At 75.1% G+C, this 12,770-nt stretch carries 12 protein-coding genes; 5 read left to right on the top strand and 7 right to left on the bottom strand.

The genetic code is table 11. The features are described from left to right. Positions 1–9: 9 nt before the first annotated feature. The gene (locus ACIGXE_RS33450; protein ID WP_399753456.1) at positions 10–1,308 is read right to left on the bottom strand and encodes a D-alanyl-D-alanine carboxypeptidase family protein; all 1,299 of its coding nucleotides are present in this window, start codon (positions 1,306–1,308) and stop codon (positions 10–12) included. A gap of 176 nt (positions 1,309–1,484) precedes the next feature. Here ACIGXE_RS33450 and ACIGXE_RS33445 point away from each other — a divergent pair, with 176 nt between their 5' ends. Beyond that, positions 1,485–3,482 carry an NAD-binding protein gene (locus ACIGXE_RS33445; RefSeq protein ID WP_399753454.1) on the top strand — a complete coding sequence of 666 codons (1,998 nt, stop codon included), beginning with the start codon at positions 1,485–1,487 and terminating at the stop codon, positions 3,480–3,482. Between the two features lie 123 nt (positions 3,483–3,605). On the opposite strand, the gene ACIGXE_RS33440 is transcribed toward ACIGXE_RS33445, so the two are convergent. Further along, a complete protein-coding gene (locus ACIGXE_RS33440) occupies positions 3,606–3,851 on the bottom strand; it encodes a hypothetical protein (RefSeq protein WP_399753452.1) in 246 nt (81 codons plus the stop codon). A gap of 93 nt (positions 3,852–3,944) precedes the next feature. Then, positions 3,945–4,439, bottom strand: a complete 495-nt coding sequence (locus ACIGXE_RS33435; protein ID WP_399753450.1) for an NUDIX domain-containing protein — start codon at positions 4,437–4,439, stop codon at positions 3,945–3,947. 110 nt (positions 4,440–4,549) lie between these two features. Here ACIGXE_RS33435 and ACIGXE_RS33430 point away from each other — a divergent pair, with 110 nt between their 5' ends. Next, a complete protein-coding gene (locus tag ACIGXE_RS33430; RefSeq protein ID WP_399753448.1) occupies positions 4,550–4,864 on the top strand; it encodes an ArsR/SmtB family transcription factor in 315 nt (104 codons plus the stop codon). Next, positions 4,861–5,304 (top strand): SRPBCC domain-containing protein, encoded by a 444-nt coding sequence (locus ACIGXE_RS33425; protein WP_399753446.1) that lies wholly within the window; start codon positions 4,861–4,863, stop codon positions 5,302–5,304. Before ACIGXE_RS33430 ends, ACIGXE_RS33425 begins: the two co-directional genes overlap by 4 nt. Positions 5,305–5,338: 34 nt before the next feature. Here ACIGXE_RS33425 and ACIGXE_RS33420 read toward each other — a convergent pair whose 3' ends face one another. The 4 genes from ACIGXE_RS33420 to ACIGXE_RS33405 are packed head-to-tail and all read right to left on the bottom strand — an operon-like array spanning position 5,339 to position 9,730. Then, the gene (locus ACIGXE_RS33420) at positions 5,339–5,593 is read right to left on the bottom strand and encodes a LapA family protein (RefSeq protein ID WP_399753444.1); all 255 of its coding nucleotides are present in this window, start codon (positions 5,591–5,593) and stop codon (positions 5,339–5,341) included. Positions 5,594–5,601: 8 nt separating this feature from the next. Beyond that, a complete protein-coding gene (locus ACIGXE_RS33415; RefSeq protein WP_399753442.1) occupies positions 5,602–6,846 on the bottom strand; it encodes an NAD(P)/FAD-dependent oxidoreductase in 1,245 nt (414 codons plus the stop codon). After that, the gene (locus ACIGXE_RS33410; RefSeq protein ID WP_399753439.1) at positions 6,843–8,264 is read right to left on the bottom strand and encodes an FAD-dependent oxidoreductase; all 1,422 of its coding nucleotides are present in this window, start codon (positions 8,262–8,264) and stop codon (positions 6,843–6,845) included. The genes ACIGXE_RS33415 and ACIGXE_RS33410 overlap by 4 nt, the downstream gene beginning before the upstream one ends. Beyond that, positions 8,261–9,730, bottom strand: coding sequence for an FGGY family carbohydrate kinase (locus ACIGXE_RS33405; RefSeq protein ID WP_399753437.1), 1,470 nt, complete (start codon positions 9,728–9,730; stop codon positions 8,261–8,263). The genes ACIGXE_RS33410 and ACIGXE_RS33405 overlap by 4 nt, the downstream gene beginning before the upstream one ends. Before the next feature lie 328 nt (positions 9,731–10,058). Between ACIGXE_RS33405 and ACIGXE_RS33400 the strand changes: the two genes are divergently transcribed. Continuing rightward, positions 10,059–11,054, top strand: coding sequence for a hypothetical protein (locus tag ACIGXE_RS33400; RefSeq protein WP_399753435.1), 996 nt, complete (start codon positions 10,059–10,061; stop codon positions 11,052–11,054). A gap of 139 nt (positions 11,055–11,193) precedes the next feature. Then, positions 11,194–12,726: an amino acid permease gene (locus ACIGXE_RS33395; protein WP_399753434.1), complete on the top strand. Its 1,533-nt coding sequence runs from the start codon at positions 11,194–11,196 to the stop codon at positions 12,724–12,726. Positions 12,727–12,770 lie beyond the last annotated feature (44 nt).

The following is a 12,770-nucleotide window of genomic DNA, read 5'->3' as shown; positions in this document are numbered from 1 at the left end:
GCCCGGCGTTCAGTTCCCTCCGGCGCCGAAGCGGCGCCAGAGCCACAGGGAGAGTGCCGCGCCGAGCGCCGCGCCGACGAGGGCGAGCGGCAGCCCGGCCGTCGTGCCCGAAGGCGCGGCCTTCTCGCGCGGTTTCGCCGCCGTGACCGCCCCCGCGACGGGACGGGGCTCAGGACCGGCCTGCGCCCGCACCGGGCCCTCCGTCCGTCCCTGGCTGTCCGCCCGCGCGGGGCTGTCCGTCCGTGCCGTGCCCCGCGCCTCCTCCGCGCCCTGAATCTTCCCCACGGCCCTCGCCCGCTCCGTCTCGGGCGCCTTCCCCAGAGCCTTACGGGGCAGCAGCGATCCGACCGCCTGGACCCGCCCCGAGGCCTCGAAGCCCCAGTCGAGCAGCTCCCGCGCCTCCTCGTACACCGCGAGACCACCGCCCCCCTGCGGTTTCATCACCGAGACCACCAGCGTCCTGCCGCCCCGCCGGGCCGCCGCGATCAGGGTGTTCCCCGCGTTGCTCGTGTAGCCGTTCTTCACCCCGATGAGCCCGGGATAGCGCTCGACCCCGTCCGCGCCGGTGAGCAGCCGGTTGGTGTTGGCGATGCCGTACGACCACGAGCCGGCCGGGAAGTCGGCGTACGGGGTGGAGCAGTAGCGGACGAAGTCCGGGTCCTGCAGCCCGGCCCGCCCGAAGACCGCCAGGTCGTACGCGGAGGAGACCTGGCCCGGCGCGTCGTAGCCGTCCGGCGAGACCACGTGGGTGTCGAGGGCCCCGAGCGAGCGGGCCTTCTCCTGCATCTGCCGGGTCGTCGACTCCCAGCCGCCGTTCATCGCCGCGAGCACGTGCACCGCGTCGTTCCCGGAACTGAGGAAGACCCCCTTCCACAGGTCCGAAACCTGGTACGTGTAGCCCTCCTTCACCCCGACGAGGCTGCTGCCCTCGCCGATGCCCTCCAGTTCGGCGTCGGCCACCGTATGGCGTTCGCCCGCTTCGTGGTGGGGCAGCGCCGTCAGCGCGAACAGCGTCTTCAGCGTGCTGGCGGGCGGCAGCGGCTTGTGCGCGTTGCGCGCCGCGAGCACCTCGCCCGTGGCCGCGTCGGCCACGACCCAGGACAGCGCCGAGACGGAGGGCACGGCGGGAGCGCCTCCCAGCCGCTGCACCTGCGTGCCGGAGCGGGCGAGCCGGGCCGGATCGACGAAGTGCCGCGCGGGCGGGGTCGGCTCCGCGAGGGAGGCGGCCGAGGCCGCCGGGACCGGGAGCGCGAGCAGCAGCGCCGCGGCACCGGCGGCGGCGAGACGGACAGCTGGCGTGACGATCATTCAGCCACCGTAGGAACACGGTCCCGGAGCCGCAGGGCGAAGTGCGCCGACCGGCGTAGCGGCCGTGGCGAACGGCGGCGTGTCGGGACGCCCCGCCCCGCCCGGGCGCCATCCGCCCGCACCGCCGCCGCGTCCCCGGACCCGGGGCTGTCGGAGCGGCAGGGCATGCTGGTGACGTGTCATCATTCCCGAACCAGAGCAGGCCCGTTGTTCCCGCCGAGGCCCCCGACGCCCCGGCCGAGCACATGATCGTCTGCGGTGACGACGTCCTCGCCCACCGTCTCGCGGCCGAACTGAACGAGATGTACGGGGAGCGCGTCACCCTGCTCGTCCCCTCGCCCGGCGACGCGCCCGACCGGCCCGCCGCCCGGCCCGGGCGGGCCATGGCGCTCTTCGGCCGGGTGACCGCGGCCGTCACGCGCACCACGGGCACGGGCGGAATCGGCGCGTCCGGCGCGGGCGACCCGCGCGGCGCCGCCCAGGGCCGGACGGTCCGGATGGTCGAGACGGCCGACATCGACGACACCGTGCTGCTGGACGCGGGAGTCGAGCGGGCCGCCGCGCTCGCCCTCGTCCACGAGGACGACGAGCGCAACATCCGGGCCGCGCTGACCGCCCGCCGGCTGAACCCGCGGCTGCGCCTGGTCATCCGGCTGTACAACCGCAAGCTGGGACAGCACCTGGCCACCCTCCTCGACGAGGCCTCGGCCGTCGTCGAACCGGGGCTCGACCCGGACAAACTGGAGGCCACGACGACCGTGCTCTCCGACGCCGACACCGCCGCGCCCGCCCTCGCGGCCACCGCCGTCGCCGGCGGCCGGAAGGTGATCCAGGCCGGCGGGCTGCTGCTGCACGCCGTCGACCGCACGCCGCCCGCGCCGGGCGAGGTCGCCGACCCGGGTCTCTGTCCGCTCGCCCTGCTCTCGTCGACCAGCGGTGATCCGGGCGGCTGCGAGGGTTCCGAGGGGAGCGGGGACCAGAGCCCGCGCCTGCTGCCGGGCGACGCCGAGGTCGCGGCGGCGACCGGGCGGGGCGTCGTCGCGCTCGAAACGGTCTCGTACGAGGGCCCGGCCCAGGCCTCCGGCTGGCTGGGCGCCTCCGGGCTGCCGGTCGGCTCGCTGTTCTCGCGGCGCCTCCGCTGGTCGCTCGCCGGGGTCGTCGCCGCGGTCGTGGCGCTCGCCCTGGCCTCCACGTTCACGACGGGCGATCACCCGCTGCACGCCGCCTACCTCGTCCTGCTCGACGTCTTCGCCATCGGCGATCCGGCCGTCGGCGAGCCGACCAGCCGTCAACTGCTCCAGATCCTCGCCGGATTCGTGGGCCTGCTCCTGCTGCCCGTGGTGATCGCCGCGCTCCTGGAGGCCTTCGGCACCTTCCGCAGCGCCACGGCGCTCCGCCGGCCGCCGCGCGGTCTCTCCGGCCACGTGGTGCTCCTCGGCCTGGGCAAGGTCGGCACCCGGGTGCTCGCCCGGCTGCGGAAGATGAACATCCCGGTGGTCTGCGTGGAGGCCGACCCGGAGGCCCGCGGCCTCGCGCTCGCCCGGCGGCTGCGGGTGCCGACCGTCATCGGCGACGTCACGGAGGAGGGCGTCCTGGAGGCCGCGCGCATCCATCGCGCCCGCGCGCTGCTCGCGCTGACCAGTGTCGACATCACCAATCTGGAGGCCGCGCTGCACGCCCGCTCGATCAGCCCCGGGCTGCGGGTCGCGCTGCGGCTCTACGACGACGACTTCGCCACGGCCGTCTACCGCACCCTGCGCACCGTCCACCCGGGTGCCCTCACCCGCAGCCGCAGCGTCTCGCACCTGGCGGCCCCCGCGTTCGCGGGGGCCATGATGGGCCGCCAGATCCTGGGCGCCCTCCCGGTCGAACGGCGCGTGCTGCTCTTCGCGGCCCTCGACGTCGCGGACCATCCGCTCCTGGAGGGCCGCACGGTGGCCGAGGCCTTCCGGCCCGGGGCGTGGCGGGTGATCGCGCGCGGCGAGGCGGGCGTCCCGCTCGACCGCTCCGGCTACGTCCCGGTCTGGGAACTCCCGACCGACCGCGCCCTGGGCCCCGCCGACCGTGTCGTCGTCGCCGCGACCCGCCGCGGCCTGGCCGTGCTCCACGGGCGCCGACCCCGCCAGTTGACCCCGGCCGGGCCGGGCGATCCGGTCCCGGAGACCCGCGCGTGAGGTCAGCGGGGGAGACCCGCGGGGGGCCTGCGTGAGGCCCGCGCCCGACACCCGCGCCTGAGACCGGAGACCGGCGCCGAGTCCCACCTGCGAGGCCCCGCGCGCGGGCGAGGCCGCCCGTCGTCACACGGGCCCGCCCCGCTGCGCCGTGGGGGAGGCCCGCAACGCCGCCACCAGGCCCAACAGGCGGGCCTCGTTGCCCGAGAGGCCCGCGGCGCGCAGGGCCTCGTCCGCCTCCGCCATCGGATGGGTCAGCATCGCCGCCGCGTAGGGCTCGAGGCGAGGATCCGAGAGCACCGCCTGGGTGGACTCCAGAAGACGCAGGTAGGCCTGGGCGGCGGCGCGCTCGCGGCTGGTGACGGTCCTCATGTCGGGCTCCCTCTGGGTGGTTTGAGGTTGTCTCACCCCACCCTCTCGTACGGGTCTGACAACGAGGGGGAAACGGCTCTCCGACAACGCCCGTCAGGCCCCGGGCTCCTCGGGTCCGCCGCCGTCGAGCCGCTCGGCCAGCCGGTCCAGGAACACCCGTTGCCCCGCCACCAGCAGCGGCCGGGCCGCCTCGACGTCGTACCAGCCCACCCGGTCGATCTCCGGGAACTCCTGGAGCACGCCCGAACCCCGGGGCCACTCCATGCTGAAGGAGCCCGGCACCACCCGCTCGGGATCCAGGTCCGCCTCCACCGCCCAGATGGTGACGAGTTTTCCGTTCGCCTGCCGGGCGTCGCCGAGGGCGACCCATTCGCCCTCCGGGGCGGGCAGCCCGAGTTCCTCCTCGAACTCGCGCCGCGCCGCGTCCTCGGGCGACTCCTCGGGCTCGTACTCGCCCTTCGGGATCGACCACGCGGCCTCCGTGCGCGCGGACCAGAACGGACCGCCCATGTGGCCGATGAGCACTTCGACGAGGTCCTCCGCCGTCCTGCGGAAGAGCAGGAGGCCGGCGCTGCGCTTGACGGGCATGGCGCCCAGTGTGACGGACCGGGGCCGGGCACACACCCCTGCTGCGTGAGCTCGCCACTACGCGTCGGGAATCTTTGACGCGTCGGAGATTCCCGACGTATCGTGGGGTCATGCCCACCGACGTGTTCGGCGTGCTGGCCAATCCGGTACGCCGCAGACTGCTCGAGAGCCTGCGGGACGGCCCGCGCTCCACCGGGGAGCTGGCCGGACTGTTCGAGCTCGGGAGACCGGCGGTCTCCGAGCACCTGGCCGTGCTCAAGGCCGCCGGCCTGGTCCGCGAGGAGCCTCGCGGACGGCACCGCTTCTACCACCTGCGGCCGGCCCCGCTGGCCGAGGTGAGCGAGTGGCTGCATCCCTTCGAGCACTACTGGAAGCAGCGCCTGGACGCCCTGGCCGACCTGCTGGACGAGGAGAACGAGACATGACCGACACCCCTGGAACCGGCGCCCCCGGAACCGGCGCCCCCGAGACCGACGCCATCCACTGCGCGAAGTTCCTGCCGCACCCCCCGGCCGCCGTCTGGGCCGCCCTCACCGACCCCGAGCTGCACGCCCGCTGGTGGGCCGCGGGCGACGTCAAGCCGGTCGTCGGGCACCGCTTCACCCTCGACATGGGAAACTTCGGCAGCCAGCCCTGCGAGGTGACCGAGGTTGACCCCGAGCGCCTGTTCGTCTACCGCTTCGCCGAGGGCTCGCTCGACACCACCATCACCTGGCGGCTGGAGCCGGAGGGCAAGGGCACCCGTCTCTTCCTCACCCACGCCGGCTTCGACCTCGACTCGCCCATGGGCCGCCAGGCCTTCGACGGCATGGGACACGGCTGGCCGCGGGTCCTGGACCGCCTCGCCAGGCTGCTGGAGCAGTAGCCGGGACCGTCGCCGAGGGCCGCCGCGCCGGCGCCTATCGCCGGGCGCGGCGCCGGGCGACGAACAGACCGAGCACGACGCCGACGAGCAGCGTGACGGTCAGGACGCTCCACAACGGCAGCGTGACGGTGGGAACCCAGAGCCGGATGGTCACCGAACCGGTGTTGACCGCGATGAACCACACGGCCAGGGCGACCAGCAGGACGAAGCCCAGGGTGCGCAGCCGCATGTCCCGCCCCTTGACCGTCAAGGTCGGCGGCGCGTGATCTTTCGCGGTTTTCCGGGCCATACAGCCCATTATGGGAGGGGCGCCACCGTCGGGCGACCCGTGACGGCGGGGCCGGCCGGCCCCACCGCGCCGGCGGCGTCCAGCCGCACCACCACCGGCCCGCCCGCCGGATCCGCCTCCGCCGCCCAGCCGGCCGCGTGGCGAAGGGAGCGGTGCGGCTCCAGGACGGCCGGGAGGCGCCGCTCGTGGAGCGGCCGGCCGTCCTGGGTCACCGTCAGGCGGGGCCGCACCAGGCGGGCCGTGGGGCGGAGCAGCAGCGTGGGGCCGGGCGTCGTGAGGCGGCCCGGGCACAGCCAGTGCAGCGCTCCCGCCGCCAGCAGCGGCACGCCCGGTTCCGGCCACGGGGCGCCGGCCAGATGCGCGAGGACGCCGGTGGCCGCCCGCCGGCCCTCCGACGCGGCCGCCAGGGCCGGTTCGACGCCGTGCAGCACGTTGCCCGCCGCGAAGACGCCCGGCACCGAGGTGCGCAGCCCGGGATCGACGGACGGGCCGCGGGTGGCCGGATCGAGCACGACGCCGCCGGCGCGGGCCAGTTCGTGGTCCGGCAGCCAGTCGCCGGTGAAGACCACCGTGTCGCAGCGCAGCAGCCCCGTACGCCCGTCCGCGCCGCGCACCACGACGCCCGAGAGCCGTCCCCGGCCCAGGAGTTCGACCACCGTCGCGCCCCGCAGGACGGGGCCCGGCAGGCGCGGCCCGTCCGGCCGGTCCGCGACGATCGCCGCCACCTCGACCCCGGCCCGGCGCAGGGTGCGGGCCGCGTGCCGGGCGATCGGGTCGGAGCCGACGACCACCGCGCGGCGCCCGATCCGCTCCCGGCGCAGCCCGAACAGCTCGACGGACTGCTGGAGTTCGCCGGTGCTCAGCACCCCGGCGGGCCGGCTGCCCGGCACCAGGCGGGCGCTGCGCGGGCGTTCGCGCGCCCCGGTGGCCAGCACGACCGCGCGCGCCGTGACCAGCTCGGGACCGGTCGGGGCGGTGACCTCCAGCGTCAGCGGCCCGGCCCAGCCGGTCGCGCTCACCCCGGTACGGACGCGCGCCCCGGACCGTACGGCCGTGTCCACCGCCCGCCGGGCGTAGAGGGGACCGGTGGAGGCCCCGAAGCCCGCGCGTGCGCAGTGCCGCGGCACACCGCCCGCCGCCCGTTCCCGCTCCAGGACCTCGACCCGGCCCGCACCCGCCGCCGCGAGCCGCGCGGCCGCGGCCAGGCCGGCGGGGCCGCCGCCGACCACCAGGACGTCGACCGACCGGTTCACCGCACGCCCTCCTCGAACAGCGCCCGCACCGCCGCGCCGCAGGAGAAGCCCTGGCAGCGCCCCGCCCGGGCCCGGGTCCTGCGGCGCAGCCCGTCCACGGAGGCGGGCGGCACGGTGGAGGCGAGCGCGTCCCGGATCTCGCCGAGGGTGACCCGCTCGCAGTGGCAGACGATGGTGCCGTACGCGGGGTCGCGGGCGATGCGCTCGGCGTCCCGGTACGGACGGGGGAAGGCCTCGCCGAGGTTCGGCATCCGCACGGGTGCCAGGGGCCGCTCGGGCCCCAGCTCCAGGCCCGCGTCGGCGAGGAGCGTCACGGTGTGCCGGCCGAGGGCGAGCGAGGCGGTGAGGCCGGTGGAGCGGATGCCGCCGACCGTGACGTAGCGGAGTGAGGGGTGGGCGGCGACGCGGTAGTCCTCGGCGCCGGTGGCGGCGCGCAGGCCCGCGTAGACGGCGGTGACCTCCTCGTCGAGGAGGGCCGGGAGGATCCGGCCGCCCTGCGCGCGCAGCCCCGCGAGCCCCTCGGCCGTCGAACCGGTCGCGGTCTTGTCGTCGAGGTCCTCGGCGGTCGGCCCGAGCATCACGTTCCCGTACACCGTCGGCGCGATCAGCACCCCTTTGCCGAGCGCCCCCGGCACCGGGAGCAGGATGTGCCGCACCAGCCCGCGCGCGAACTTGTCGAAGACCACGAGCTGACCGCGCCGCGGCGTGACCGTGAAGTCGTGGCGTCCGACGAGCGCGTCGAAGGCGTCCGCGTACAGCCCGCACGCGTTGACCAGGAAGCGGGTGCGCAGCACCCCGCGCCGGGTGATCAGCCGGTGCGGCGTGCTGGGGCCGCCGGGCCGGACCTTCTCCACCCGGCAGTCCAGATGCAGGTCGACGCCCGAGCGCACGGCCTGGGTGGCGTAGGCGAGCGGGGTCGACCAGGGGCAGACGATCGACTCGCCCGGGACGTCGAGCGCCCCGAGCGCGCCGGGGCCCAGGTGCGGCTCCCGCGCGTACAGTTCGGCGGCCGACAGCGGGCGGGTGCCATGGTGCCCGTTGCGTACGGCCTTGTCGGCGAGGCGGGGGAGGGCGGCGAGCTGCTCCTCGTCCCAGGCGACGAGCAGGGCACCGACGGGCTCGACGGGGATGCCGGTCTCGGCCGCGTAGGCGGTGAGCAGTCGGCTGCCCTCGCGGACGAGCCGGGCCTCCAGGGAGCCGGGCACGGCGTCGAAACCGGTGTGCAGGATGGCCGTGTTGGCCTTCGAGCTGCCCTCGCCGATGTCGCCGCTCGCCTCCACCAGTGCGACGCGCAGCGAGTGGCGCGCCAGCTCGCGGGCGACGGCGCAGCCGACCACGCCCGCTCCGACGACGGTCACGTCGTACGCGCCGTCCGGCGCCGAGGTGTCCGGCAGTGGCCCGCGGCGGGTCACGCTCACGCGGCGGTACCCCCGGTGCCGGCAGCCGCGCCCCCGCCGTCGGCCAGCAGCGCCGCCACCGCGGTACGGAACCGCTCCCTGCGCTCCGCCGCCTCGTCCGCCGTGATCAGGGGCTCGTACACCGCCGAGGGCTTCCACTCCGGTACGGCCTCGTGGACGGCGAGCCCCGGCCGGTGACCGAGCCGGGCGACGGCCGCCACGCCGAGGGCGGTGGCGTCGGGCAGGGCGGACACCTCGACCGGGCGCTGCAGGAGATCGGCCTGCGTCTGCATGAGCAGGGCCGAGCGGGTCAGGCCGCCGTCCACCCGCAGCGTGGTGAGCGGGGCGCCCAGGTCGGCCGCCGCGGCCCCGGCGAGCTCGACGACCTGCGCGGCGATGCCCTCGCACAGCGCCCGGACCAGCTGTCCCGGACCGGTGTCGAGGCCCAGTCCGGTGACCGCGCCGCGTACGTCGCCGCGCCACCAGGGGGCGGCGAGTCCGGCGAGGGCGGGGACGAAGGTGACGCCGCCGGCGTCGGGCACCGCCCCGCCGACGGTGTCGAGCTCGGCCGCGTCCGCGATCACGCCGAGCCCGGTGAGCCAGCGCACGGCGGACGCGGCCGTGTAGACCTGCCCGTCCAGGCAGTAGCTGGTGCGGCCGGCGAGCCGCCAGGCGGGGCAGGCGACCAGGCCGGAGTCGCTCCGGCGCGGCGCGGGTCCGGTCTGGGCGAGCAGGAAGGCCCCGGTGCCGTAGGTGCACTTGGCCGCGCCGGGTTCGGTGACGTCCTGGGCGAGCAGGGCGGCCTGCTGGTCGACGAGGAGACCCGTGAGGGGGAGCGGCGGGCCGAAGGCGGTGGTCGTGCCGACCGGGGTGTCGCAGTCCACGACGCGGGGCAGCCGCTCGCGGCCGAGGCCGTAGAGGTCGAGCGCCGGCGCGGACCAGGTGACGGTGTCCAGATCGAGCAGTCCGGTGCGGCCGGCGGTGGCGACGTCGGTGACGAACGCGCCGGTGAGCCGGTGCACCAGCCACGCGTCGCTCGTGGTGACGACGCCCGCGCCGGTCAGGCTGCGGCGGATCCAGGCCATCTTGGGAGCGGCGAAGTAGGGATCGAGTGGCAGACCGGTGATGCGTGTCAACTCGTCTGCGTGTTCTTGGAGTTCGGAGCAGACGGAGGCCGCTCGGCGGTCCTGCCAGACGAGCGCGTCGGTGAGCGGCTCGCCCGTCGCGGGGTCCCAGGCGAGCACGGTCTCGCCCTGGTTGCCGAGGCCGACGGCGACGACCGGTTCCCCGGCCTCGGCGAGGGCCGCGCGGCCCGCGGCCACGACGGAGTCGTACAGCTCACGGGGGTCGACCTCGACCAGGCCGCCGGGCAGGGCGCGCGGGTTCACCGGGGCGAAACCGCTGCCGATCACCCCGCGTTCGGGGCAGACGACGAGGGCCTTGGTGCCCGACGTGCCCTGGTCGACGGCGAGTACCGGGCCCGTCATTCTGCGACTCCCTGCGGTTCGTGTGGTCCTGGAGGTCCTTGATCGCGATCTCGACCATGGAACCGGTCAGCCTGATGCAGCCGGGGCCGCCCGTCAAGGCTTCGGAGGTGATCCCGTCAGGTCCAGACCTCTTGGTGACGTCAAATCAAATTCGGTCGCTGGCTGGATAGTTACGGTCACGGAGAAAAGTGGATCGGTCACGTCCGGCAACCTCTATAGTGATCGCCGATCAACGGCCGGGTCGGCACCACACCGTCCCAGGGGACCGACCACCCCCGCCACCGACTCACCGAGGAACCATGTCGTCCACCCCCCGTCGCGCCGCCTGATGGCCGGGCACGGCTTCCGGCCCGTCTACCACCCGGCAGGCCACGACCATGCCCTGCGCGGGGCCGTCCAGGACCTCCGCACGGGCCGCTGGGTGGCCATGGCCCGATTACTCGACGAGACCGCGGCCTGGCCCGAGTGGACCCGGCGCACCCAGGTCCTCGCGACCGTCGCCGCCGGCACCGACGTCGTCGAGACCTGGCGAGCCGAGCAGCCCGGCTCCGTCGCCGCCGCCGTGATGCACGCGCGCGTCGCCGTGGAGCGGGCCGTACGCGCCCACCGCACCGGCCACGCGCGCACGCGCGAGCTCTGGCAGGAGGCCTGGACCGCCTGTCTGCACGCCGCCGAACGCGACCCCGCCGACCCCGTGCCCTGGGTCTGCCGGCTCGCCCTCTCCGTCCTCGACGTCCAGCAGCGCATGGAGGAGCACCGGGCCGTGCCGCCCGCGCCCATGCTGCCGCCCGCTCCCTGGGGGCTGCTCGCCGAGGCGGAGAAGCGCGACCCGTACAACCGCGAGGCGCACCACCGGATGCTCCAGTTCGTCTACGCCCGCCGGTCCGGACCGCTCTCCGAAGCCGTCAACTACGCCCAGTGGGCGGCCTCTTCGGCCCCCGTGGGCTCCGCGCTGCATGCCCTGCCGCTCTATGTGCGCGTCGAGCGCTACCGGCGCGAGCGCGGTCACGAACGCGCCCTCGACCTGCACTGGGTGGCCGAGGACGCGGTCCGCGACGCCCGCAACGCGATGGACTCCTGGTTCCTGTTCTGCGCCACGGACGAGGCCAGCCTGCTCGACCTCAACCATCTGGCCCACGCCCTCTACGGCGCCCTCAAGTTCGCCGACGCGGCCCGGGTCTTCGACGCGCTCGGCTCTTACTGGACCCCCCAGCCCTGGTCGTACCGCACCGCGCACCCCGACGAGCGCGGACCCGCCGAAGAGGTCTTCCTGCGGGCCCGCGCCCGGTGCATCGGCGCCGGCGAGGACCGCACCGGACCCTGACGGGCGGGCCGTTCCCCCGACGCCCGCACGTCACCCCGGAAGCCTGACCTCGCACGTCACCTCACCCCCGTACGTCCCCCCGGTCCGTGTCCCCCGCACGGACCACCCGTCCCCCGTCCCCCTTCCCCCGGAGGAACCGATGTCCCGCACCGCTCCCACCGACGCGATACGCAAGCCGCCACCGGCGCCCAAGGACGAGGAGGCCCGGCTCAGAGAGCTCGGCTACCAGCCCGTCCTGGCCCGCCGGATGGGCGGCTTCGGCAACTTCGCCATCAGCTTCTCGGTCATCTCCATCCTCTCCGGCTGCATGACCCTCTACGGCTTCGGCCTCGGCACCGGCGGCCCCGCCGTCATGCTCTGGGGCTGGGCGGGCGTCGGCCTCTTCGTGCTGTGCGTCGGCCTCGCCCTCGCCGAGGTCACCAGCGCCTACCCGACCTCCGGTGCGCTCTACTACATGGCCGACCGGCTCGGCGGGCGCCGCTGGGGCTGGTACACGGGCTGGCTCAACCTGCTCGGTCTGCTGGGCGCCATCGCCGGCATCGACTACGGTGCCGCCCTCTTCACCGGCGCCTTCCTCAAGCTCCAGTGGGACGTCACCCCCACCCCGGGCTCGACCTTCCTGATCTTCCTGGCGATCCTGCTGCTGCACGCCGTGCTCAACCTCTACGGCGTCCGCCTGGTGAGCGTCCTCAACTCCGTCAGCGTCTGGTGGCACCTGGGCGGCGTCGCCGTCATCGTCGGCGCGCTCGCGATCGTCCCCGACCACCACCAGTCGGCGACGTTCGTGTTCACCGAGTTCGTCAACGACACCGGCTGGGCCAACCCCCTCTACGTGGCCGCGATCGGCCTGCTGCTCGCGCAGTACACCTTCTCCGGGTACGACGCCTCCGCCCACCTCTCGGAGGAGACCGCCAACGCCTCCGTGGCCGCCGCCAAGGGCATCGTCCGATCCATCTGGGCCTCCTGGATCGCCGGCTTCGCGCTGCTCGCCGGACTGACCTTCGCCATCCAGGACTACGCGGGCACGCAGAACAGCGCGACCGGCGTGCCGCCCGCCCAGATCCTCCTGGACGCGCTCGGCGAGGGCGGCGCCAAGGCCCTGCTGCTCGTGGTGATCGTGGCCCAGCTCTTCTGCGGCAACGCCGAGGTGGCCGCCGCCAGCCGGATGGTCTTCGCGTTCAGCCGCGACAACGCCCTGCCCGGCTCCGCGCTCTGGCGCCGGGTCAGCAGCCGAACCCACACCCCGGTCCCGGCCGTCTGGCTCTCCGTCGTGGTCGCCGCGCTGCTCGCCGTGCCGTCGCTGTACTCCGCCACCGCCTACGGGGCCGTGACCGCGATCAACGTCATCGGCATCACCCCCGCCTACGCCATCCCGATCCTGCTGCGGCTGCGCGCGGGCCGCTCCTTCGTCCCCGGCCCGTGGAACCTCGGCCGCTGGAGCCGGCCCGTCGGCTGGATCGCGGTGATCTGGGTGGCCGTCGTGACGGTGCTGTTCTGCCTGCCGCAGCGTTCCCCCGTCACGGTCGACACCATGAACTACGCGGTGATCGCCCTGGCCGTCGTGCTGATCCTCGCCAGCGTCTGGTGGTACGTGGCCCGGCGCTCGTACGGAACCCCGCAGGCGTACGGCAGCGCCCGCGAGGAGGCGGAGATCGCGGAGGGCATCGTCTAGGAGCGGTGAGGCCCTGGCGGAGGGCCGTATCGGTACCGGGCCGG

Origin of the sequence: Streptomyces sp. NPDC053431, assembly GCF_044544925.1 — a bacterium.
In the GTDB taxonomy this organism is placed as follows: domain Bacteria; phylum Actinomycetota; class Actinomycetes; order Streptomycetales; family Streptomycetaceae; genus Streptomyces.
The sequence above is the reverse complement of the archived record's forward strand: the minus strand, read 5'-3'. Positions and strand labels throughout refer to the sequence as shown.

Coding starts and splice junctions, on each gene's coding strand:
- ACIGXE_RS33450 (WP_399753456.1), bottom strand. CDS start 1,308: ATGATCGTCACGCCAGCTGTCCGTCTCGCCGCCGCCGGTGCCGCGGCG.
- ACIGXE_RS33440 (WP_399753452.1), bottom strand. CDS start 3,851: ATGAGGACCGTCACCAGCCGCGAGCGCGCCGCCGCCCAGGCCTACCTG.
- ACIGXE_RS33435 (WP_399753450.1), bottom strand. CDS start 4,439: ATGCCCGTCAAGCGCAGCGCCGGCCTCCTGCTCTTCCGCAGGACGGCG.
- ACIGXE_RS33430 (WP_399753448.1), top strand. CDS start 4,550: ATGCCCACCGACGTGTTCGGCGTGCTGGCCAATCCGGTACGCCGCAGA.
- ACIGXE_RS33425 (WP_399753446.1), top strand. CDS start 4,861: ATGACCGACACCCCTGGAACCGGCGCCCCCGGAACCGGCGCCCCCGAG.
- ACIGXE_RS33420 (WP_399753444.1), bottom strand. CDS start 5,593: ATGGCCCGGAAAACCGCGAAAGATCACGCGCCGCCGACCTTGACGGTC.
- ACIGXE_RS33405 (WP_399753437.1), bottom strand. CDS start 9,730: ATGACGGGCCCGGTACTCGCCGTCGACCAGGGCACGTCGGGCACCAAG.
- ACIGXE_RS33400 (WP_399753435.1), top strand. CDS start 10,059: ATGGCCGGGCACGGCTTCCGGCCCGTCTACCACCCGGCAGGCCACGAC.
- ACIGXE_RS33395 (WP_399753434.1), top strand. CDS start 11,194: ATGTCCCGCACCGCTCCCACCGACGCGATACGCAAGCCGCCACCGGCG.